This window comes from Hymenobacter nivis (genome assembly GCF_006439025.1).
Classification (GTDB): Bacteria; Bacteroidota; Bacteroidia; order Cytophagales; family Hymenobacteraceae; genus Hymenobacter; species Hymenobacter nivis_A.
Genome location: NZ_RCYZ01000004.1, coordinates 146132 through 165806, shown reverse-complemented (window position 1 = coordinate 165806; position 19675 = coordinate 146132). Strand labels below are relative to the sequence as shown.

The following is a 19675-nucleotide window of genomic DNA, read 5'->3' as shown; positions in this document are numbered from 1 at the left end:
TCGGCTCAGTTGTGGGCGGTGTAGATGGAGCTGATGCCGAAGGTAAGGGGTTGCCATGCGGGGTTTTTAAAGCCGACCCGAGCCAGGATGGCCAGAAAGTCGGAGCCGTCGGGGAAGGCCTGCACCGATTCGGGCAGGTACGTGTAGGCAGCCCGGTCTTTGGAAATCATTTTCCCAAACACGGGCAGCACCCGGCGAAAGTAAAAATTATAAGCTTGCTTAAGCGGAAATGCCGTTGGTTTGCTAAACTCCAGGATAACGAGCTTGCCGCCGGGGCGCAACACCCGGCGCATTTCGGCCAAGCCCACCTCCAGGTGCGCAAAGTTGCGCACCCCAAATGAGGCCGTCACGGCATCAAACGAACCGTCGGCGAAGGGCAGGTTTTCCGAATCGCCCAGCTCCAGTTGAATGCGGTGGCCCAGCTGTTTCGCGGCCAGCTTGCGGCGGCCCACGTCCAGCATCCCTTCCGATATGTCAATGCCCGTTACTTGCGCATCGGGCGCGGCGGCGCGCAGGGTTTCGATGGCAAAATCGGCCGTGCCGGTGGCAATGTCCAGGATGCGAGCCGGGCGCAGGGCCTTCAACTCATCCACCGCCTTGCGGCGCCAGTAGATGTCGGTGCCCACGCTCAAGAAGTGGTTGAGGAAGTCGTACTTGCCCGCGATGCTATCAAACATCGTGGCTACCTGCGACTTCTTGTCGGCAGAATCTTCTTTATAGGGGACAACGGCCATGGGTGGTGCAAAGAACGGCGAAAAAGCGAGAAATTGTGTTGTTCCAACGGCCAGGCCGTGGTTTTGTTTAGGGCCCCACCTAGCCACTAGCCGCAAAAAAAGCGGGCCGGGCAAATTGCCCGGCCCGCTTAAGGCAATCCAACCGGGTACTACTCCGGTTTGATCTTCACTTTGTCTTTGGCGCCATTGGCGTCCTTGGCTTTCGAGTCCACCTCGCCGTTCTTGGATACGGTCTTGGATTTCTCGCCTGCGGGGCCCTTGGTCTTCACTTTCACTTTATCCGAATCCTCGTCCACTTTGGTTTTTACCTTGGTGCCGTCGGCCATCTTGGCCTTGCTCTTACCAGGCAGCGGCGGCTGCGGAGCGGCGGGCGCTACTATGAAACCACCCACGGGCGCACCGGCGGCCGGGGCAGCTGCTGGAGGCGTCATCGGCATAGATTCACCTTCCTTCAGCACCACGCGGAACTCGTCGCGGCGGTTGAGCTGCATGTTCTCCGGCGAATCGTTCGGGGCGGCCGGGCGACGCTCACCGTAGCTCACCGTGGTCAGACGGGTGTCGGCCACGCCTTTGGTGACCAGGTATTTCTTGGCAGCGTTAGCGCGGTTCTGGCCAAGCACCATGTTGTACTCATCCGTATTGCGCGAGTCGCAATGGCCTTCCACCTGAATGTTCAGGCCGGGGGCAGCCACCAGCTTCTGGGCAATGTCGTTCAGCACCACAATCGACTCCGGCCGCAACTTATACTTGTCGGTGTCGAAGTAGATTTTGCTGAACGGGTACATGCTGGACATCGACGTATCGATGTAGGCGATGTAGAAGTTCTTGGTGATGGTAGTAGAGTCATTCGTCGACACCGGAATGGCAAACTCCTGGGTTTCAACATTCTTACCGTCCTTGCTTACGGCCACCTGGTAAGTGCGACCCGAGAGCATGGCCACTTGGTACGAGCCATCGGGCTTGCTCACGTCGCGGAAGCTCAAGGGCGTATTATCGGCCTGCTTGCCGCTAAATACCAACTCCACACCCGGGATTACCGTGGTGCTGTCTTTGGCGAACACCTTGCCTTTGACGGTGGCGTTTTTAATGTAGTTGATGGTGTAGATGTCCTTCTCACCGTAGCCGCCGATGCGGTAGCTGCTGAGGTAGGCATACGAGCCATCGGGGCTCAGGCGGTAGTAGCTGTCGTCGTCGGGGGTATTAATGGGGTAGCCCATATTCTCGGGGGCCCCCCACTTGTGTCCGATGCTGTCGTAGGCGCTCTTGAAAATATCGTAGCCGCCCATCGTGTTGTGGCCACGCGAAGAGAAATACAGCGTTTTGCCGTCTTTGCTCACGTACGGGCTGTCGTCGTCGTACTTGGTGTTGATTGTGCCGCCCAGTGACTTGGCAGGGCCCCAGTCGCCGTCTGCCGTGCGGGTCGAGTAGTAAAGGTCGAGCGTACCGTCTTCCGAGTACTTGCCGGTTGAGAAGTATAGGGTTTTACCATCGGGCGTGATGTACGCATCCGACTCGTAGGCTTTCGAGTTGATGTTGCTGTTCAGCTTCTTCGGAGCGGTCCACTCGCCGTTCACCTTGTCCGAGCTGAAAATGTCGCCGTTCTCATCATCGCGGTACATCAGCAGCTTCGAGTCGTTGTCGTAAAGCTGCGTCGAGGCGTCATGACCTTTGGTTACGAGTGCTTGGCCCAGCGAGCGGGGTTTTTCCCAGTTCTCGTCGTCGATGCGGCGCGATTCGTAAATCTCTTCGAAATATTCGCCGTCAGCCGCCAGCTTCTTCTTGTTGGTGGCAGCACCGGTGTACTGGCCCCGCGAAGTAAAAAGCAGCGATTTATCGTCCGACGAGATAACCGGGCTGTGCTCTGCGTACTGCGTATTGATGCTGGGGCCCAGGTTCTTTACGAAAATGTCCTTGGGCGAATTGAAAATCACCTTGGCATTTTTCGAATGCTGGATCAGTTGGGCTACTTCCTGGCGGCGTACCTCGTTGCTCTTCTTGGCTTTGAGCGTGGCGTTGTAGGCCTGGTAGTGGGCAATGGCCTCGTCAAAGTTGTAGTTCAGGTGGTCGACGCGGCCGAGCCAGTACTCTACGTCCTTCGAAACCTTGGGCTTAAGGCGCTGAGCTTTATAGATATAGTCGCTTGCCTTTTCCTTATCAAAGCTCAGGTAGGCAATACCGGCATTGAACAAAGCCTTGGCGTTGTTGGGGTCTTTGGCTAGTACCTGCTCATAGTAAGGAATCGAAGCGCGGTAATTTTCCTGCTCAAAAAACTTGTTACCGGTTTTAAGCAGTTTACCCGTGCTTTGGGCCATGCCGGGCTGAATAGCGGCGGCGCTTAGGGCCACGGCGCAGGAAGCCTGCAATAACCGTTTGGATAAGTTATCCATTGTAAAAGAAGGAGTTAGAAAAGAGTTTCGAAGGTGAGCGAAGTAGCAGCGTGACAAAAATCAGCGGGAAACAGGATAGTATAGCAACTGTTTCCGCGTTATACTCAAATCAAAGCACAGGGTTTGGTACAAAATCGCGGAAAATTTAAATTTTAGGGCCCTGTATTTGGGCTGTTACAAGAAGCAAATATAGCGCCAGGGGCCCGGAGCATCGAATAAGAAGCAAGTCAACACCGAACCACAAACTTTCGCTGCGGGCCAAAATGCGCCAAGTAACCCCACAAATATAGACGAATGCAAGAGATTATGCGCTTGGCTAATCCTTTACTTTGTGGCAATTGGCAAGTTGGCGGGTGTAATTTTGCGGTGCGCCCCCGTTTGGGCCAGCGCGCCTTTCCGCTTGCCTATGATTATTCGTGACGCCCGGTTTTTGACCAGCAACACCCGCGTGGAGCTATGCCCGCCCCCCGACCGGCCGGAATACGCCTTTATCGGGCGCTCCAACGTGGGCAAGTCCTCGCTCATTAATGCCCTGACCAGCCGGGCGGGCCTGGCCAAAACGTCGGCCTCGCCCGGCAAAACTCAGCTCATTAATCACTTTCTCATCAACGAGCAGTGGTACTTGGTTGACTTGCCGGGCTACGGCTACGCCAAGGTGAGCAAAACCGCCCGGGCCGAGTGGCACAAGATGATCAATGCCTACTTGCAGCGCCGCGAAAACCTGGCTTGTGTGTGCGTGCTCATCGATTCGCGCCTGCCGCCGCAGGCCAGCGACCTTGAATTCATGGAGAAGCTAGGCGAGATGGGGGTGCCGTTTGTGATGGTATTCACCAAGATTGATAAGCAGTCGGCGTCCCAGACGCGCACGCTTATTACCGCTTACCTAGCCAAGATGAACGAAATATGGGACGAATTGCCGCGGCATTTCCTTACCTCGGCCAGCACCAAAGTGGGGCGCGACGAGCTACTGGGCTTCATCGACGAGGTGAACCAGAACCTGGCCGCCGCGCCCGGTGCGTAGCTTTGGCCCCGCTTTTGCGCAGGGCCCCGGCCGGCGGCTAGCAAAGCCGCCGCGCCCCACTACTTTATCTTATTCCGCTTTATTATGTTGAAACCCTTGCTCTCGCTATTGGCCCTTGGTCTGTTGCTCACGGTGCCAGCGTTGGCCCAAACCACTTCTCCTGCCACCCCGTCCCCCGCCCGCCCGGCCCCCGAAGCTGGCGTTGGCACGGGCCGCGTGGGGACCATCATTCCGGTGGCCGAATACTACGAAGGGGGCCAGGAAGCCATGTACGCCTTCATTGCCCAAGAGCTGAAGTACCCGCTGCTGGCCAAGCGCAACCGCATCCAAGGCCGCTGCATCGTCAGCTTCACGCTGAACCCCGACGGTACCATGTCGGGCGTGAAGCTGGTGAAGCAGGTGGGCGGCGGCACCGGCGACGAAGCCCTGCGCGTGGTGCGCCTGCTCAAATTCAAGAAACCCGCTTACCCCGTTCTCACCAGCTTGCCCGTCGACTTTAAGCTCGGCGTGACGGGCTCGAATGCCGCCGAATAAACGCAGCTAGCCGCGCGTGGTGCGCACTCGGCAATCATTAATTGCCCCTGGGGCCCCTTTAGTTAGTCATTGCCGCTTGCGCACCGTTCACTGCTAGTTGTTCATTGTTAACTGTTCATTGAAAAAAGAATGCCTTACGAACTGAAAGAAATCGCCGCCATCAGCGGCATGCCGGGCCTGTACCGCTTGCTGAAAGCCGCCCGCCACGGCGTGCTGGTGGAAAGCCTCGACGCCCGCGCCACCCGCAGCATGGCCCCGGCCCGCAACAAGGTGTCGCTGCTCGCAGAGATTTCGATTTACACGACCGATTACGACGTGAACGTGCCCCTGACCGACGTATTCGAGCAAATCCACGCCCGCTACGGCACCGAGTTGCCCGTCACCAACAAGTCGAGCGAAGCTGAGCTGGCCGAGTTTATGGGCCAGGCTGTGCCCGACTACGACCGCGACCGGGTGTATTTCTCCGACATTAAGAAGCTGGCTAGCTGGTACGGCGTGGTGAGCCAAAACCTCCCCTACCAGTCCGCTGCCGAAGCCGCTGCTGCGCCCGCCGAGGGCGAACCCCTAAGCACGGGCGGCGCGATTGACGCCCCCGAGCCCGCCGCTACGGCCGGAGCCCCCGCCAACCCGGAGGCCACCACCGCCGACGCGGCCAAGTAGCCCGCTACGGGCCCCACCGGTTGGTGCTGGCCGTTGTTTCAAGTCAAAAAGAAAGCCCTGCCAGACATCTGGCAGGGCTTTCTTTTTGAGAAGTGGTAGGGGCTACGCCGGGGCCCCGGCCGCCTCGGTGATAAAGCGCTCCACTTCCTCCACCAACTTCTTGCTGCCGATGAAGACGGGGCAGCGCTCGTGTAACGTTTTGGGCTCGATTTCCATGGTGCGGCGGGTGCCGCTGGAGCTTTTGCCACCGGCCTGCTCCACGATGAAAGCCAGCGGGTTGCACTCGTACATGAGGCGCAGCTTGCCGCCGGGGCTCTTGGTGGTGGCGGGGTAAAAATAAATACCACCTTTGAGCAGGTTGCGGTGAAAATCAGCCACCAGCGAGCCGATGTAGCGGGCTGAAAAGCCCTGCTCCTTGCACTGCTGCAAGTAAGCCGCCACGGCGGGCTCGAACGTGGCGGAGCTGCCCTCATTGACGGAATAGACGGTGCCGGTGGCGGGCGTCTGGATATCGGGGTGCGAGAGGAAGAATTCGCCCAGCGAGGGCTCGTAGGTGAAGCCGTTCACGCCGTTGCCAGTGGTGTACACCAGCATCGTGCTGGAACCGTAGATGACGTAGCCGGCAGCTACTTGGTGGGTGCCGGGCTGGAGGCAGTCGGCCACGGTGCCGTCGCGGCCGGTGGGCGACATGCGCCGGTAGATGCTGAAAATGGTGCCGATGCTCACGTTCACGTCGATGTTGGAGGAGCCGTCGAGCGGGTCGATGGCCACCACGTACTTGCCCTGCACGTTGCCGGTTTGGATCATCTCGTCGTCCTCCTCCGAAATGATGGTACACACCTCGCCGCCGTTGCGCAGGGCCCGGATGAAGCGGATGTTGGCCACCACGTCGAGCTTCTGCTGCTCCTCGCCCTGCACGTTTTGGTTGCCGTAGGCCCCGGCGATGTCGATGAGGCCGGAGCGGTTGATTTCGCGGTTCACAATTTTGGCGGCCAGCGCAATGTCGCGCAGCAGCTGCGAGAGCTCCCCGGTGGCGTAGGGGAAGTCTTCCTGCTTGCGCATGATGAAGCGGTCGAGGGTGGCCCCGACGGGCAAGGCGAGTTTGTTGTGGTCCATAAAAAGCGAAAGGGACTGAGAAGCAAGCGGTAGGCGCAAAGCTAGGCGCATTTTAGCCGCCTGCGCCCCCCCGGCCCTACTTTTGGGGCCCTATGGCAGCACATTCCCCCTTGGTCTACAAATTCGGCGGCGCTTCGGTGAAGGACGCAGCGGCTATTCTTAACCTCAAGCACATTGTGGAAACCACGGCAGCGGGCCGCCCGCTACTCGTGGTGGTGTCGGCGATGGGCAAAACGACCAACGCGCTGGAGGAGATTTTTGACCTCGCCCACCGCGGCCAGCCCTACGAAGCACTACTGGGGGCCCTGCACGACTTCCACGCCGCTGCTGCTGAGGAGCTGGCGGGCCCCAGGGCCGCCCCAGGAACCTGGCTGGCCACGCTGCACGAGCTGCGCGAGCAGCTGGCCGACATCAACCCCGAGCACTACGACCGGCAGTACGACCAAGTGGTGAGTTACGGCGAGTTGCTGGCCTCGCAGCTGGTGGCGCAGGCGCTGGGGGCCCAGTGGCTCGACTGCCGACCGCTGGTGCGTACCGACCGCACCTGGCGCGAGGGCCGCGTGGACTGGCCGGCCACCGAGCGCCTGGTGCAGGCCGCCCTGCCGTCGCTGCTGGCCCAGGGCCCCGTCATTACGCAGGGTTTTGTGGGCGGCACGGCCGGGGGGCTGACGACCACGCTGGGCCGCGAGGGCTCCGATTACTCGGCCGCCATTTTTGCCTATTGCCTCAATGCGGAGTCGGTGACGATTTGGAAGGACGTGGCCGGGCTGCTCAGCGCCGACCCCAAGATATTCCCCGACGCGGTGCGCTACCCGGAAATCAGCTACCAGGAAACCATCGAAATGGCCTACTACGGGGCCAGCGTCATCCACCCCAAAACGCTGAAGCCGCTGGCCGAGCGCGGCATTCCGCTGCGGGTGCGCTCGTTTGTGGACCCCGGGGCCCCCGGCACGCTCATCCACGACTGCCAGCACCCGGCCTTGGCGCCGGCCTTCATCCGCAAAACGGGGCAGTGCCTGCTCTCCTTCGAGAGCAAGGATTTCGCCTTCATCTCGGAGGAAAACCTGGAGGTGATTTTTGGGGCCCTGGCGCAAGCGCGTCTCAAAATCAACCTGATGCAGAACTCGGCCATCAGCTTCTCGGTGTGCACCGATTTTTCGGAGCGCCGGGTGCAGCAGCTGCTGGGCCTGCTGGCCGGGCAGTTCCGGGTGCACTACAACGCCGATTTGACGCTGTTCACCATCAAAAACTACGACGCCGCCAGCGTGGCCCGCCTCACCGAAGGCCGCCAACTGCTGCTGGAGCAGCGCACCCGCAGCACCTTCCAGTTCGTGTGCCGGTAACTGCGTGGTTGAATGATTACCTGGTTGAATGATTGGCTCATTCAATTTAATTTCCTGGGGGCCCTATTTCTTCGTTCGCGCCGCCGCGACGACTAACGGGCCGCCCGCTTAGCCCCGGCCGCTCCGGGGACCCGCCTTTTATTCCTTTCCCATGCCCGAATTTCTCCTCGTCACGCCCCAGGCCCGGCCGGGCGTGGCCCTGCTCCAGCTCAACCGCCCCAAGGAGCTGAACGCTCTGAACCTAGGGCTAATGCACGAAATTCGCGATGCGCTGGGGGCCCTGGACGCCGACGCGGCGGTGCGGGCGGTGGTCATCACGGGCAATGACCGGGCCTTTGCCGCGGGGGCCGACATCCGAGCGATGGCCGGCAAGGGGCCGGTGGACATGCTGCTGGCCGACCACGTCACGTTTTGGGACCAGCTGCGGCTGACGCGCAAGCCGCTGGTGGCCGCCGTGGCGGGCTTTGCCCTGGGCGGCGGCTGCGAGCTGGCCCTGGCCTGCGACCTGGTAGTGGCGGCCGAAACGGCGCAGTTCGGGCAGCCCGAAATCCGGCTCGGCACGCTGCCCGGCGGCGGCGGCACCCAGCGCCTGGCCCGCGCCGTGGGCAAGGCCAAGGCCATGGAAATGGTGCTCACCGGCGACTTCATTGGCGCCCCGGAGGCCCTGCGCCTGGGCCTGGTGAACCGCGTGGTGCCCGCCGGCCAGCACCTGGCGGAAGCCTTCCGGCTGGCGGCGCGCATTGCGGCCCAGCCGCCGGTGGCCGTGCGCCTGGCCAAGGAGGCCGTGAACTTCGCCTTCGAAAGCCACTTGGCCGCGGGCCTGCAATTCGAGCGCCGCAGCTACTACCTCACCTTCGCCTCTGGCGACCAGCGCGAGGGCATGGCGGCTTTTCTGGAGAAGCGGCCGCCGGAGTTTACCGGCCAGTAGGGGCCCCGGGGCGGGCTACTTTAGGGCCCCGGCGGCCACCATTGCGCCGCCCGGGCCGTACACGCCCAAACTTATTCTTTCGAATTAAACTCAACACTACCGCAATGGCAGTTCTCGTGGGCAAGCGTGCCCCTTCTTTCCGGACCACAGCCGTTATCGACGGCGAAATTGAGAACGACTTCTCGCTCGACCGCTACCTGGGCAAGATGCACGTGCTCTTTTACTTCTATCCTTCCGATTTTTCGCTGCTGTGCCCCACCGAAATTCTGGCTTTCCAAAACCTACTGCCCAAGTTTGAGGAGCGCAACGTGGCCGTGGTGGCGTGTAGCACCGACAGCCACCAGAGCCACCGCGCCTGGCTGCGGCAGCCCCGCGAGCAGGGCGGCATCATGGGCGTGACCTACCCGCTGGTGGCCGACGCCACCAAAACCATTTCGGCCAACTACGACATGCTGGCCGGCCACTTCGACTACAACGAGCAGGGCGAGATGAGCTTCGTGGGCACGCCCACCAGCAACCGCGGCCTGTTTCTCATCGACCGCGACGGCATTGTGCGCCACCAGTCGGTGAACGACGGACCCTTGGGCCGTAGTACCCACGAGGCCCTGCGCATGGTGGACGCCCTCCAGCACTACGAGCAGCACGGGGCCCTGTGCCCCGCCGACTGGCGCACCGGCGAGGCCGACCTGAACCCGATTCGGTAAGCGCCCCAGCTATGCTAAGCGCGAAAAAAGCGGACGGGGCCCCGGGGGCCCCGTCCGCTTTTTTTTTCGGCCGTAATTTTGCAACCTCGACGCTGCCCCTTGCTACCCCTTGACGCTACTATACGACTTCGCCCTTTTTTGCTACGCGCTGCTGCTGCGGCTGGCCGCGCCCTTCGTGCCCAAGGCGGCGGCCTGGGTGGCCGGGCGCCGCGGGCTGCTGCCCCGCATCGGGGCGGCGCTGGCGGCCGAGGGGGCCCCGCGGGTGTGGTTCCACTGTGCCTCGCTGGGCGAGTTTGAGCAGGGCCGCCCGCTGATGGAGGCCTACCGCCGGGCCCACCCGGGCACGAAAATCGTGCTCACGTTCTTCTCGCCCTCGGGCTACGCGGTACGGAAAAACTGGCCGGGGGCCGACTACATTTTCTACCTGCCGCTCGATACCCGGGCCCACGCCCGGGCGTTTCTCGACGCGGTGCAGCCACAGCTGGCCGTGTTTGTGAAGTACGAGTTCTGGTACCACTTCTTGGCGGAAACGCGGCGGCGGGGCGTACCGGCAGTCGTGGTATCGGCCATTTTCCGGCCCGAGCAAGTGTTTTTTAAGCCCTGGGGCGGCTTCTTCCGGGGCATTTTGGGCCAGCTCTCGCACATTTTTACCCAAAACCAGGCCTCGGCCGACTTGCTGCGCCAGCACGGCCTGACCCGCGTGAGCGTGGCCGGCGACACTCGCTTCGACACCGTGGCGGCCACCGCCCTGGCCCCGCCGCGCCCGCTGCCGCTCGTGGAGGCCTTCGTGGCCGACGGGGCCCCGGTGCTGGTGGTGGGCAGCGCCTGGCCCGAAGACCTGCCCGCCCTGGGGCCCCTACTGCGCCGCTACGCCGGCCAAATCCGGGTGCTGCTGGCCCCCCATGAAATCACGGAAAGCCACTTGGCCCAGATTGAGGCCGTGCTGCCGGGGCAGGTGCTGCGCTACTCGCGGGCCGAGCCCGGCACCGTGGCGGGGGCCCGGCTGCTGCTGTTCGACAACGTGGGGCTGCTCAGCCAGCTCTACCGGTTCGGGCAGTTTGCCTACATCGGCGGGGCGTTTGGCAAGGGGCTGCACAACACGCTGGAGGCCGCGGCCTTCGGCTTGCCGCTGTTTTTTGGGCCCACCTACGGCAAGTTCCAGGAGGCCGTGGACTTGGTGGCGCTGGGCTGCGCTATGCCCGTGACCACCGCTGCCGAGCTGGAGGCGGCCTTCGCCCGCCTGCTGGCCGACGAGCCGCTGCGCCTCAAAATGCAAGACCAGGCCCTCGACTACGTGCACCAGCAAGCCGGGGCCACGGCGCGCATCATGGCCGCGCTGGGGGCCCTAACGGCGCCCCGCTAGCCCGGCGGCGTTATCACTTATCAACTTATAATTCAGAATGACCGGCACCGTTGTAAAATCTACCGGCTCGTGGTACGTGGTGCGCGACGCGGCCACCGAGCAGCTGTACCGCTGCCGGCTGCGGGGCAAGTTCAAAATCAAGAACCTGAAGGTGAGCAACCCGCTGGCCGTGGGTGACTCGGTGACCTTTGAGCCCGAACAGCAGGCCGAGGGTGCGGCTGTGATTACGCACATCGCGCCGCGCCGCAACTACATCGTGCGGCGCTCGGTGCACACCACTGGGCACGCCCACATCGTGGGGGCCAACCTCGACCAGGCCCTGCTGGTGGTCACGCTCGTGTCGCCCACCACGTCGTTCGGGTTCATCGACCGGTTTTTGGTGACGGCCGAGGCCTACCACATTCCGGTGGTGCTGGTGTTCAACAAGGCCGACTTGCTGGACGCCGACGGGCTGGCGTACCAGGAGGAAATTGCCGGTATGTACCGCTCGCTGGGCTACGGCAGTTGCGCGTGCACGGCCAGCACCGGCGCCGGCGTGGAAGCCGTGGATGCGCTGCTCGACGGGAAAACCTCGCTCCTTTCGGGCCATTCGGGCGTGGGCAAGAGCACGCTCATCAATGCTTTGGTACCGGATTTGGATATTAAAACGGCCGAGATCAGCCAGTTTTCCGACAAGGGCGTGCACACCACCACCTTCGCCGAAATGCTGGAAGTGCGCCCCGGCACGTACATCATCGACACGCCCGGCATCAAAGAACTAGGCATCGTCGACATCAAGCCCGCCGAGCTGGCCGGCTACTTCCCCGAAATGCGCGCCCTGCTCAACCAGTGCCGCTACCACAATTGCCAGCACGTGCACGAACCCGGCTGCGCCGTGCGCGAAGCCGTGGACGCCGGCCGCATCGCCTTGCCCCGCTACGACAGCTACCTCAGCATGCTGGCCGACGACGACAACCGCCACTAACCGTAGCACAGCCGTAGCACGGGCGCTGCGAGTCCGCGCCGCTCGCTTCGTCCCGCCGATTACCGTTCAGCGACGCGGACTTGCAGCGGCCGCGCTACCGAACGCGCTACGGGCCACCGGTTTCCGCCCGCGGAATGCGTAAATTTGCCCGGTGATGGGGACGGGCCGCTGGCGTCCGCCACAACCCCCAAAGCCCCGCCGCCATGCTGTACCACTGCCTACTAGCGCCCTTCGCCGACGCCGCCCAACAAGCCCAGTACGAGGCCGTGCGCGCGGCCCTGGCGGCCGCCGCAGCCGCCGGGGGCCCCACCACGCTGCTGCTGGGCAACCTGGCGGCACTACCCGGCGCGGCCTTCGCCCTCGATGCGCTGGTGCTGCGGCCCCACCAGGCCACGGCGCTGGTGCTGGTGCCGCAGAGCGGTGCGCTGCGGGTGCCCGCCCTGGCGCACGGCCCCTGGCTGCTAGACGGCCAGCCCCTGGCCGGCCGCGGCGGGGCCGACAACCCCTACGCCCACTGCCAGCAGCAGCAAGCCGCCGTAGCTGCCTGGCTGGCGGCAGAGCTGGGCCAGGGCCCCAACGCGCCCGCGCTACCCTTAGGCGGTGCGGCAGTGTTTGCCACGCCCGTCACGTTCGGCAACGAGGCCGAGGAGCACCTGCGCCAAACGGCCGGCGACTTCCAGCTGGTGCGGGGCCCCGCGCAGCTGCCGCGGCGCCTGCAAACCGCCCGCGCCGAAGCCCACGCCCTCGATGCGGGGGCCCTGGGGGCCCTGGCCCGGCGTTGGCAAGCCGCATTTGGCGCGGAGGAAACGCCAGATTCGTCCGCGGAATTTGATGCAGAACCAGGGCCCCCGGCGAGCTTCTGGATGCAGCAGGTGCGGCAGCTGTGGCAGTGGCTGGGCGCGGCCGACGTGCCCGCCGACCCGCCCTACGGCGACGCCCCGGCCGCCGCCCTGGCCCAGCACGAGCAGCTGCGCCGCGAGCTGCTGGCCGAGCTGCACCAGCACCGCCAGGCCGCCGCCCGCCACCAGGCTGCCCACGAGCAGGAATTTGCCCAACTACGCGCCCAATTGGCACAGCCGGTAGCCCCCGCCCCGGCCGCCACGTGGCACGCCGAAGCCGCCGCCCGCAACCAAGCCCTCGACGTGCGCATTCAGCAGTTGGGGCACCTCATCGAGCAGCTACGCGCCCAATCAGCGACGCCCTCCGCTCCTGCGCCCACTGCCCAGGCGGTGGCTGCTGCGCCCCGCGCCCGGGCAGCGGGGGCTCCAGCCCACCGGCCGGCCCGGGGGCCCTGGCAATTGCCGGTGCAGCCCCGGGTGGCCGCTCGGGCCGCGGCGCGGCTAGCGGCCGTGCTGGCCGTAGCAGCGGGCCTGGGCATCGGCGGGTGGAGCCTGCTGCACGCCTGGGGCCCCGTGCGCGTGGGGGCCTCGCAACTAGCGCAAGTTGTGCCGGCTCCGTTCATTGGTTCGATGGACCAGGTGAACGGAGAGGATTTCACTGACTCGACACAGACCCAGGCCTTTTCGGAGCCGGAGTTCATTCCGGCCGCTGATACCGAACTAACTATACCTAACGAGGCCATTGAGGCCGGCGAGGCAGCCAGCGAAACGCTGGCCCTACCCGCCACCGATTCGGTATTTAATACACCAGCGGCGGTGCCATTACCCGATTCGCTGGGGCCCCAATAAAGCAGTCGGTTGGCCGCCGCTGGCTTGGAGGCATTTTTAATCGTTCGCGCTTGCAACGGAAATAGGCAATGAGGGATTCCTCTGTTTACTTTTTCTCTCCTGCTTACTCACCGATTATGAAAGCTCTCCTACTAGCCGTGGCCCTTGGGTGCGCTGCCCAACTGGCCACCGGTTGCAAGCACGACACCGACGCGGAACCCACCAGCACTTCTACCAGCTACGACGTCTTAGCAAAAGGTGCCGGGCACTGGGAGTGGGACAGCTCTGCTTTCGGTTTTGCCGGCACCCGCACCCCGGCCACTGTGGGCTTTACGCGGCAGCTAGTATTTGGCGAAGGCAACGTGCTCAACGTGAAGCGTAACGGCAAGCAATACTACCAAACCAGCTACCAGCTCTCCACGCGCACCAGCGCCACTGCGTCCGAGCCGTTGGTCACTTACGTCAACGAAACGGACTTATACAACAACGACGTCAAGGCGTACACCTTGAGCCAGCAGAACGGCCGGCAAACCCTGGTTCTGATGGGCGAGCAAGTTCCAGTAGACGGCGGGGCCTTCGAAACCTACCACTGGGTAGCCGAGTAAACCGGGGCGAACCACTGGCCTCGGCCACTCCCCCCGTATTAACATGGCAAAACTTGCATTCTTAGGCCTGGGCAACATGGGCCTGGCGATGGCCGCCAACCTGCTCAAGGCCGGCCACACCCTCACCGTTTACAACCGCACCACCGAAAAGGCCGCGCCCCTGCAAGCGCAGGGCGCCACCGTGGCCGCCACCCCCGCCGAAGCCGCCCGTGGCGCCGAAGCCGTGTTCACAATGGTGACCGACGACGAGGCCCTCACCGAGCTGGTGACGGGCCCCGAGGGCCTGCTGCACGGCCTGGCGCCCGGCGCGGTGCACATCTCGTGCAGCACCGTGGCGCCCACCACCACCACCCGCCTGGCCGAAGCCCACGCCGCCCACGGCTCGGTGCTGGTGGCCGCGCCGGTATTCGGCAAGCCCGATGCGGCGGAGGCAGCCAAGCTCTGGCTGGGCGTAGCGGGGCCCCCGGCGGCCCGCGCCAAGGTGCAGCCCTGGCTGGCCCCACTCGGCCAGGGCGTGCGCGAGTTCGGCGACGACCCAGCCGCGGCCAGCGTGGTGAAGCTCTGCGGCAACTTCATGCTTGGCGCGGCCATCGAGGCCATGGCGGAGGCCTTCACGCTGGCCGAAAAGAGCGGCGTGGGCCGCCAGCCCATCTACGATTTCCTGGTCGGCACGCTCTTCAACTGCCCCGTGTACCAGGGCTACGGGCGCATGATTGCCTCCAAAAACTACACGCCCGTGGGGGCCCTGCCGCCCATCATCCGCAAGGATTTCCGCCTCGTACTCGACCACGCCCAGCAGCTGGCCACGCCCATGCCACTGGCCCAGCTCGTGCACAACCGCATGAGCACCACCGTGGCCCGCGGCGAAACCGACGTGGACTGGACCGCCTTCGCCCGCCGCGTATCGGAAGATGCCGGCCTGGAAGCGTAGGGTTTAGCTGTCAGTTATTCGTTGTCAGTTGTTGGCCGCTAAAGTGCCCGCGATTAAATACTCATCGTGACCGGCCCAATAGTTTAATGGTTTCTAAATACAAGAAAGGCCCGTAGCATATTGCTACGGGCCTTTCTTTATAAACTGCAAGCCATCAGCCGGTAGCTGAAAGCCAATAGCTAGGCTATTTCTCCAGCGGGAGCAGTACGCCGTCGATGACGTGAGTAACGCCGTTTTTCGAGATTACGTCGGCTATTTGGACGGTAGCGGGGGCATCTTTGCCGTTGCTCACCATCACTTTGCCGTCTTTCACGGTCACTTTCAGCTTCTCACCGTTCACGGTGGTCAGCTCTTGGCCGTCTTTCAAATCAGCAGCCAGCAGGCGGCCGGCGATGACGTGGTAGGTGAGCACACCTTTGAGCTTGGCGGCGTTGGAGGGAGCGGTGAGGGCAGCCACGGCAGCCTTAGGCAGCTTGGCGAAGGCATCATTGGTGGGGGCGAACACGGTGAAGGGGCCCGTGCCTTTCAGGGTTTCCACCAGGCCGGCCTGCTTCACGAGCGACACCAGGGTGCTCACGCTCTTGGCGCCCGCGGCGTTGTCCACAATGTCCTTGTCGGCCGTCATGGCCACGCCGTCCACCATTACGCCGCCGGGCTTGGCCATGCGGGCCGAGTCGCCGCCCATGGCAGCCATGGAGTCAGCGGGGTTGGTCGTCGTAGCGTCGGCCGTGGTGGTAGTTTCGGCGGGCTTGTCGTTGCCACAGCTGGCTAGGGCCAAAGTCATGGCGAAAGCGCCGGCGAGGGAGAAAAGTTGCTTTTTCATGAAAAAACAGAACGGGAAAAGAATAGAGGGTTTGGGTACCATACGAATCAATCTGGGGCCCTGGATTGTTTAAGTGCCATTGCCCGGGGCAGGCGCTTATTTTTGCAGCGCCCACTTCGGGCGTTTTCCCACCCATTCCCCGTTTTTTGATGAAAACTGCCGAAATCCACACCCCCAAGGGGGTTATGAAAGTCGAGTTCTACGAGCAAGACGCCCCCAACACGGTCAAAAACTTCACCGACTTGGCCCAGAAAGGCTTCTACGACGGCACCACCTTCCACCGCGTTATCCCGAACTTCGTGATTCAGGGCGGCGACCCCAACACCAAGCCCGGCGCCAAGGGCGCGCCCGGCACCGGGGGCCCCGGCTACAAAATCGACTGCGAAACCAGCGGCGACCACCAATACCACGAGCGCGGTGTGCTGAGCATGGCCCACGCCGGCAAAAACACCGGCGGCTCGCAGTTCTTCGTGGTGCACTCGCGCGACAACACCGCCCACCTCGACCGCGTGCACACCGTATTCGGCAAAGTAGTGGAAGGCCTGGACGTTATCGATCAAATCAAGCCCAACGACACGATTGAAAAAATCGTGGTAAAAGACGACGCCGCCGCGTAAGCAGCGAGTCGAGCTTCCACAAAAAAGCCCCGCGCACCTTTCGGTACGCGGGGCTTTTTTGTTTGCCTAAAAACTCCTAGGGGCCCTAGCGGCGGCGGCGCGGCTTTTCTTCTTCCTCGTCTTCGTCGTCGCCCTCGTCAAACTTGGGCATGGTGAACATCGACGAGAGCAGGTCCTTGAACTGGGCCCCGGCGGTGAGGCGGTTGCGCGAAATGAGGCTGTGCTCGCTCAGGCCGTGCAGCAGGAATTCCATCAGGAAGTAGGTCGTGTTGGCGTCCTCGTTGGGGTGCAGCTCCTTCACGATGTCGCGCAGGCCGGGCACCTGGTCCAGGGCAGCGTGGTAGTCGGCGTCGGAGGCGTCGTGCAGCAGGTCCAAGGTGTTGCCGCTGCCGAACCACTCCTGCACCGTTTTGTAGGGCGAAGTGCGGTTTTTCAGCTTCTTCGACTTGTCGGGGTCGGGGAAGTAGTTCAGGAACAGCGTGCGGATGGCCTTGCCCATGAGCTTCTCGGCCACGATGCCCGCGCCCTCCTGCTCGCCTTCGTACACCAGCTCCACCTTGCCCGTGATGGCAGGCACGGCCGAGATGAAGTCGCCCACGCGCACGTAGGTCGTCGCCTCGCCGTTGATGAGGGCCCGGCGCTCGGCACCGGCTACTACCTGCTCGTAGGCCGAGATGGTGAGGCGGGCCGACACGCCCGACTTGGCGTCCACAAACTCGGAGCCGCGGGCCTCGATGGCCACCTGCTCCACCAAGTCGTGGGTGATTTCGTTGGTCGTCACCATGCCTTTCTGGTCCTCCTTGATGCGGGCTTCCTGCTTGGTGATGCGCTTGCCGATTTCGATGGATTTCGGGTAGTGCGTGATGATCTGGGCGTCGATCCGGTCCTTGAGCGGCGTCACGATGCTGCCGCGGTTGGTGTAGTCCTCGGGGTTGGCCGTGAACACGAACTGGATGTCGAGCGGCAGGCGCACCTTGAAGCCGCGGATCTGGATGTCGCCTTCCTGCAAAATGTTGAACAGCGACACCTGGATGCGGGCCTGCAAGTCGGGCAGCTCGTTGATGACGAAAATACCGCGGTGGGCCCGGGGAATCAGGCCGAAGTGAATCACTCGCTCGTCGGAGTACGGCAGTTTCAGCGTGGCGGCCTTGATGGGGTCGGCGTCGCCGATGAGGTCGGCTACCGTCACGTCGGGCGTGGCCAGCTTCTCGGTGTAGCGCTCGTCGCGGTGCACCCAGGCCACGGGCGTGTTGTCGCCGTGCTCGTCAATCAGTTTTTTGGCAAACACCGACAGCGGCTGCAGCGGGTCGTCGTTCAGCTCCGAGCCTGCCACCACGGGCATGTACTCGTCGAGCAGGTTGATGAGCAGGCGCGCGATGCGGGTTTTGGCCTGGCCGCGCAGGCCGAGCAGGTTGATGTGGTGCCCGGCCAGGATGGCGCGCTGCAACTCGGGAATAACCGTTTCGTCGTAGCCGAAAATGCCGGGAAAAACGTCCTCCTTGAGGCGGAGCTTCCGAATGAGGTTCTCCCGCAATTCGGCTTTTACCGAGCGGGATTTGTAGCCAGACTTCTTCAGCTGGCCCAGGGTGGTAATGTGTTGCGAGTGGTTGGTTGGAAGCTGGTCGTTGGCCATGAGGGAAATGTGGGAGCAGAACGGGGCCCTGCTCGTCGGTGGAAGCGGTAGAGTGGAATTGGTAAACGGGCAACGCGGCGCAACCGCAAAGGTTCAGCGCGGCGGGCGGGGCCCCGGGGGCCCTACAGCGTTTTGCGGCGGTTCTTTTTGTAGTCTTCGAACACCAAGTGGCCCAGGCCCTTCAGGCCCGAATAGTAGGCCTTGCCCTGGTTCACCTCCGTAAACTCCTCCACGAACTGCTGGAGGTAGGGGTCGGAGGTGATCATGAACGTGGTGATGGGGATTTTCACGCGGCGGGCAGCGGCGGCAATGTTCAGCGTCTTATTCACCACCTTCCGGTCGAGGCCAAAGCTGTTTTTGTAGTAACCGTTGCCTTCCTTCAGGCAGGTGGGCTTGCCGTCGGTAATCATGAAAATCTGCTTGTTCGGCGTTTTGCGCTTGCGCAGCAGGTCCATGGCCAGCTCCAGGCCGGCCACGGTGTTGGTGTGGTAGGGCCCCACTTGCAGGTAGGGCAGGTCCTTCACCTCAATCTGCCAGGCGTCGTTGCCGAACACAATTACGTCGAGCGTGTCCTTCGGGTACTTCTGCTTCACGAGCTCGGCCAGGGCCATGGCCACCTTTTTGGCGGGCGTGATGCGGTCTTCGCCGTAGAGGATCATCGAGTGCGAGATATCAATCATCAACACCGTGCTGGTCTGGCTCTTGTGCTCGTTCTCGCGCACCTCCAGGTCGCCCTCCGTCAGCATGAAGCCGTCGTCCACGCCGTGGTTGAGCTGGGCGTTGCGAATGGATTCAGTCATCTGGATCTGCTCAAGCGAATCGCCGAAGCGGAACTCGCGCAGGTCGGTGCTCTGCTCGTCGCCCTGGCCGGTTTGGGGCGTGCGGTGGTTGCCGGTGCTGCTCTTCTTGAGCTTGCCGAAGATTTCCTCCAGCGCCGACTTGCGCAGCTGCTGCTCGGACTTGGCGGTGATGTGAAACTCGCCTTTTTTCTGTTCGTCTTCGTCGATGTAGCCCTTTTTCTTCAGGTCGTCGATGAAGTTGCCCATGCCGTAGCCGTCGTCGGTGAGGCCGTATTGCTTGTCGAGTTCGTTGAGCCAGGACAGGGCCTCGCCTACGTCGCCGGAAGTGATGGTAACCAGCTGCATGAACAGCTTAAAGAGCGACTCGAAGCCTTTTTCGGGCTGCTCGTCGGGCACAAAATCGCGGAAGCGGAAGCCAGTGGCCATAATTGCGGGAGGAAAGGGAATAGGCCGCGAAAACAACGCCCGCGGCGGCAATGTTCATTTGCCGTACCCGCTTGCCCCCACCCTACCCCTTCCGCCCCATGAAAGCCATCTGGAACGACACCGTCGTGGCCGAAAGCGACGCCACCGTTGTGGTTGAAAACAACCACTACTTCCCCGCCGACAGCCTCAAAAAAGAATATTTTGAGGACAGCATCGCCCACACTTCCTGCCCCTGGAAGGGCCGCGCCAGCTACTACTCGCTGCGCGTGAACGGCGAGTTGAACAAGGACGCCGCCTGGTTCTACCCCGAAACCAGCGAGGCCGCCCAAAACATCAAAGGCTACGTAGCCTTCTGGAAAGGCGTTAAAATCAGCGCTTAACCAGCAAATAGCCACAAAAAAGCCCGCCGCGCTGACATG

19 protein-coding genes are annotated in these 19675 nt (G+C 62.8%); 13 read left to right on the top strand and 6 right to left on the bottom strand.

Features of this window, described 5'->3' with window-relative positions; genetic code table 11:
* Window positions 1-5 precede the first annotated feature (5 nt).
* Both ubiE and EAH73_RS11010 read right to left on the bottom strand, forming a co-directional pair.
* Window positions 6-734, bottom strand: coding sequence for a bifunctional demethylmenaquinone methyltransferase/2-methoxy-6-polyprenyl-1,4-benzoquinol methylase UbiE (gene ubiE, locus EAH73_RS11015; protein ID WP_140466559.1), 729 nt, complete (start codon window positions 732-734; stop codon window positions 6-8).
* Window positions 735-883: 149 nt separating this feature from the next.
* Window positions 884-3121, bottom strand: coding sequence for an OmpA family protein (locus tag EAH73_RS11010; protein ID WP_140466558.1), 2238 nt, complete (start codon window positions 3119-3121; stop codon window positions 884-886).
* A gap of 406 nt (window positions 3122-3527) precedes the next feature.
* Here EAH73_RS11010 and yihA point away from each other — a divergent pair, with 406 nt between their 5' ends.
* The 3 genes from yihA (at window position 3528) to EAH73_RS10995 (ending at window position 5336) form a co-directional block, all read left to right on the top strand.
* Window positions 3528-4142, top strand: coding sequence for a ribosome biogenesis GTP-binding protein YihA/YsxC (gene yihA / locus EAH73_RS11005; RefSeq protein WP_140466557.1), 615 nt, complete (start codon window positions 3528-3530; stop codon window positions 4140-4142).
* 84 nt (window positions 4143-4226) lie between these two features.
* The gene (locus EAH73_RS11000; protein ID WP_140466556.1) at window positions 4227-4676 is read left to right on the top strand and encodes an energy transducer TonB; all 450 of its coding nucleotides are present in this window, start codon (window positions 4227-4229) and stop codon (window positions 4674-4676) included.
* Between the two features lie 129 nt (window positions 4677-4805).
* Window positions 4806-5336 carry a DUF5606 domain-containing protein gene (locus EAH73_RS10995; RefSeq protein WP_140466555.1) on the top strand — a complete coding sequence of 177 codons (531 nt, stop codon included), beginning with the start codon at window positions 4806-4808 and terminating at the stop codon, window positions 5334-5336.
* Window positions 5337-5438: 102 nt separating this feature from the next.
* On the opposite strand, the gene fbp is transcribed toward EAH73_RS10995, so the two are convergent.
* Window positions 5439-6452, bottom strand: coding sequence for a class 1 fructose-bisphosphatase (fbp, locus tag EAH73_RS10990; protein WP_140466554.1), 1014 nt, complete (start codon window positions 6450-6452; stop codon window positions 5439-5441).
* A gap of 92 nt (window positions 6453-6544) precedes the next feature.
* Between fbp and EAH73_RS10985 the strand changes: the two genes are divergently transcribed.
* The 8 genes from EAH73_RS10985 to EAH73_RS10950 all read left to right on the top strand — a co-directional run bounded on the left by EAH73_RS10985 (window position 6545) and on the right by EAH73_RS10950 (window position 14957).
* On the top strand, window positions 6545-7795 hold the full coding sequence (locus EAH73_RS10985; RefSeq protein ID WP_140466553.1) for an aspartate kinase: 1251 nt from the start codon (window positions 6545-6547) through the stop codon (window positions 7793-7795).
* Window positions 7796-7946: 151 nt separating this feature from the next.
* Entirely contained in the window at window positions 7947-8723 is a 777-nt protein-coding gene (locus EAH73_RS10980) for an enoyl-CoA hydratase-related protein (protein WP_140466552.1), read from the top strand.
* Window positions 8724-8827: 104 nt separating this feature from the next.
* Entirely contained in the window at window positions 8828-9427 is a 600-nt protein-coding gene (locus EAH73_RS10975) for a peroxiredoxin (RefSeq protein ID WP_140466551.1), read from the top strand.
* A gap of 109 nt (window positions 9428-9536) precedes the next feature.
* Window positions 9537-10790: a 3-deoxy-D-manno-octulosonic acid transferase gene (locus EAH73_RS10970; protein WP_140466550.1), complete on the top strand. Its 1254-nt coding sequence runs from the start codon at window positions 9537-9539 to the stop codon at window positions 10788-10790.
* A gap of 37 nt (window positions 10791-10827) precedes the next feature.
* Entirely contained in the window at window positions 10828-11754 is a 927-nt protein-coding gene (gene rsgA, locus EAH73_RS10965; RefSeq protein WP_140466549.1) for a ribosome small subunit-dependent GTPase A, read from the top strand.
* A 203-nt stretch (window positions 11755-11957) separates the two neighbouring features.
* Window positions 11958-13442 (top strand): hypothetical protein, encoded by a 1485-nt coding sequence (locus EAH73_RS10960; RefSeq protein ID WP_140466548.1) that lies wholly within the window; start codon window positions 11958-11960, stop codon window positions 13440-13442.
* A 116-nt stretch (window positions 13443-13558) separates the two neighbouring features.
* Window positions 13559-14026, top strand: a complete 468-nt coding sequence (locus tag EAH73_RS10955) for a hypothetical protein (RefSeq protein ID WP_140466547.1) — start codon at window positions 13559-13561, stop codon at window positions 14024-14026.
* Between the two features lie 43 nt (window positions 14027-14069).
* Window positions 14070-14957, top strand: a complete 888-nt coding sequence (locus EAH73_RS10950; protein ID WP_140466546.1) for an NAD(P)-dependent oxidoreductase — start codon at window positions 14070-14072, stop codon at window positions 14955-14957.
* Window positions 14958-15141: 184 nt separating this feature from the next.
* Here the strand turns inward: EAH73_RS10950 and EAH73_RS10945 are convergent, their stop codons facing one another.
* The gene (locus EAH73_RS10945) at window positions 15142-15780 is read right to left on the bottom strand and encodes a fasciclin domain-containing protein (RefSeq protein ID WP_140466545.1); all 639 of its coding nucleotides are present in this window, start codon (window positions 15778-15780) and stop codon (window positions 15142-15144) included.
* 149 nt (window positions 15781-15929) lie between these two features.
* On the opposite strand from EAH73_RS10945, the gene EAH73_RS10940 reads away from it, so the two are divergent.
* On the top strand, window positions 15930-16397 hold the full coding sequence (locus EAH73_RS10940) for a peptidylprolyl isomerase (RefSeq protein WP_140466544.1): 468 nt from the start codon (window positions 15930-15932) through the stop codon (window positions 16395-16397).
* Window positions 16398-16482: 85 nt separating this feature from the next.
* Here the strand turns inward: EAH73_RS10940 and EAH73_RS10935 are convergent, their stop codons facing one another.
* Both EAH73_RS10935 and EAH73_RS10930 read right to left on the bottom strand, forming a co-directional pair.
* Complete coding sequence (locus tag EAH73_RS10935) at window positions 16483-18030, bottom strand: sigma 54-interacting transcriptional regulator (protein WP_140466543.1); 1548 nt, start codon at window positions 18028-18030, stop codon at window positions 16483-16485.
* Between the two features lie 122 nt (window positions 18031-18152).
* Window positions 18153-19256, bottom strand: a complete 1104-nt coding sequence (locus EAH73_RS10930) for a vWA domain-containing protein (RefSeq protein WP_140466542.1) — start codon at window positions 19254-19256, stop codon at window positions 18153-18155.
* A 98-nt stretch (window positions 19257-19354) separates the two neighbouring features.
* Between EAH73_RS10930 and EAH73_RS10925 the strand changes: the two genes are divergently transcribed.
* On the top strand, window positions 19355-19636 hold the full coding sequence (locus EAH73_RS10925; RefSeq protein WP_140466541.1) for a DUF427 domain-containing protein: 282 nt from the start codon (window positions 19355-19357) through the stop codon (window positions 19634-19636).
* Window positions 19637-19675 lie beyond the last annotated feature (39 nt).

What these genes read in the sequence shown, in the direction of transcription:
- ubiE (WP_140466559.1), bottom strand. Translation starts at nt 734, where the DNA reads ATGGCCGTTGTCCCCTATAAAGAAGATTCTGCCGACAAGAAGTCGCAG.
- EAH73_RS11010 (WP_140466558.1), bottom strand. Translation starts at nt 3,121, where the DNA reads ATGGATAACTTATCCAAACGGTTATTGCAGGCTTCCTGCGCCGTGGCC.
- yihA (WP_140466557.1), top strand. Translation starts at nt 3,528, where the DNA reads ATGATTATTCGTGACGCCCGGTTTTTGACCAGCAACACCCGCGTGGAG.
- EAH73_RS11000 (WP_140466556.1), top strand. Translation starts at nt 4,227, where the DNA reads ATGTTGAAACCCTTGCTCTCGCTATTGGCCCTTGGTCTGTTGCTCACG.
- EAH73_RS10995 (WP_140466555.1), top strand. Translation starts at nt 4,806, where the DNA reads ATGCCTTACGAACTGAAAGAAATCGCCGCCATCAGCGGCATGCCGGGC.
- fbp (WP_140466554.1), bottom strand. Translation starts at nt 6,452, where the DNA reads ATGGACCACAACAAACTCGCCTTGCCCGTCGGGGCCACCCTCGACCGC.
- EAH73_RS10985 (WP_140466553.1), top strand. Translation starts at nt 6,545, where the DNA reads ATGGCAGCACATTCCCCCTTGGTCTACAAATTCGGCGGCGCTTCGGTG.
- EAH73_RS10980 (WP_140466552.1), top strand. Translation starts at nt 7,947, where the DNA reads ATGCCCGAATTTCTCCTCGTCACGCCCCAGGCCCGGCCGGGCGTGGCC.
- EAH73_RS10975 (WP_140466551.1), top strand. Translation starts at nt 8,828, where the DNA reads ATGGCAGTTCTCGTGGGCAAGCGTGCCCCTTCTTTCCGGACCACAGCC.
- rsgA (WP_140466549.1), top strand. Translation starts at nt 10,828, where the DNA reads ATGACCGGCACCGTTGTAAAATCTACCGGCTCGTGGTACGTGGTGCGC.
- EAH73_RS10960 (WP_140466548.1), top strand. Translation starts at nt 11,958, where the DNA reads ATGCTGTACCACTGCCTACTAGCGCCCTTCGCCGACGCCGCCCAACAA.
- EAH73_RS10955 (WP_140466547.1), top strand. Translation starts at nt 13,559, where the DNA reads ATGAAAGCTCTCCTACTAGCCGTGGCCCTTGGGTGCGCTGCCCAACTG.
- EAH73_RS10950 (WP_140466546.1), top strand. Translation starts at nt 14,070, where the DNA reads ATGGCAAAACTTGCATTCTTAGGCCTGGGCAACATGGGCCTGGCGATG.
- EAH73_RS10945 (WP_140466545.1), bottom strand. Translation starts at nt 15,780, where the DNA reads ATGAAAAAGCAACTTTTCTCCCTCGCCGGCGCTTTCGCCATGACTTTG.
- EAH73_RS10940 (WP_140466544.1), top strand. Translation starts at nt 15,930, where the DNA reads ATGAAAACTGCCGAAATCCACACCCCCAAGGGGGTTATGAAAGTCGAG.
- EAH73_RS10935 (WP_140466543.1), bottom strand. Translation starts at nt 18,030, where the DNA reads ATGGCCAACGACCAGCTTCCAACCAACCACTCGCAACACATTACCACC.
- EAH73_RS10930 (WP_140466542.1), bottom strand. Translation starts at nt 19,256, where the DNA reads ATGGCCACTGGCTTCCGCTTCCGCGATTTTGTGCCCGACGAGCAGCCC.
- EAH73_RS10925 (WP_140466541.1), top strand. Translation starts at nt 19,355, where the DNA reads ATGAAAGCCATCTGGAACGACACCGTCGTGGCCGAAAGCGACGCCACC.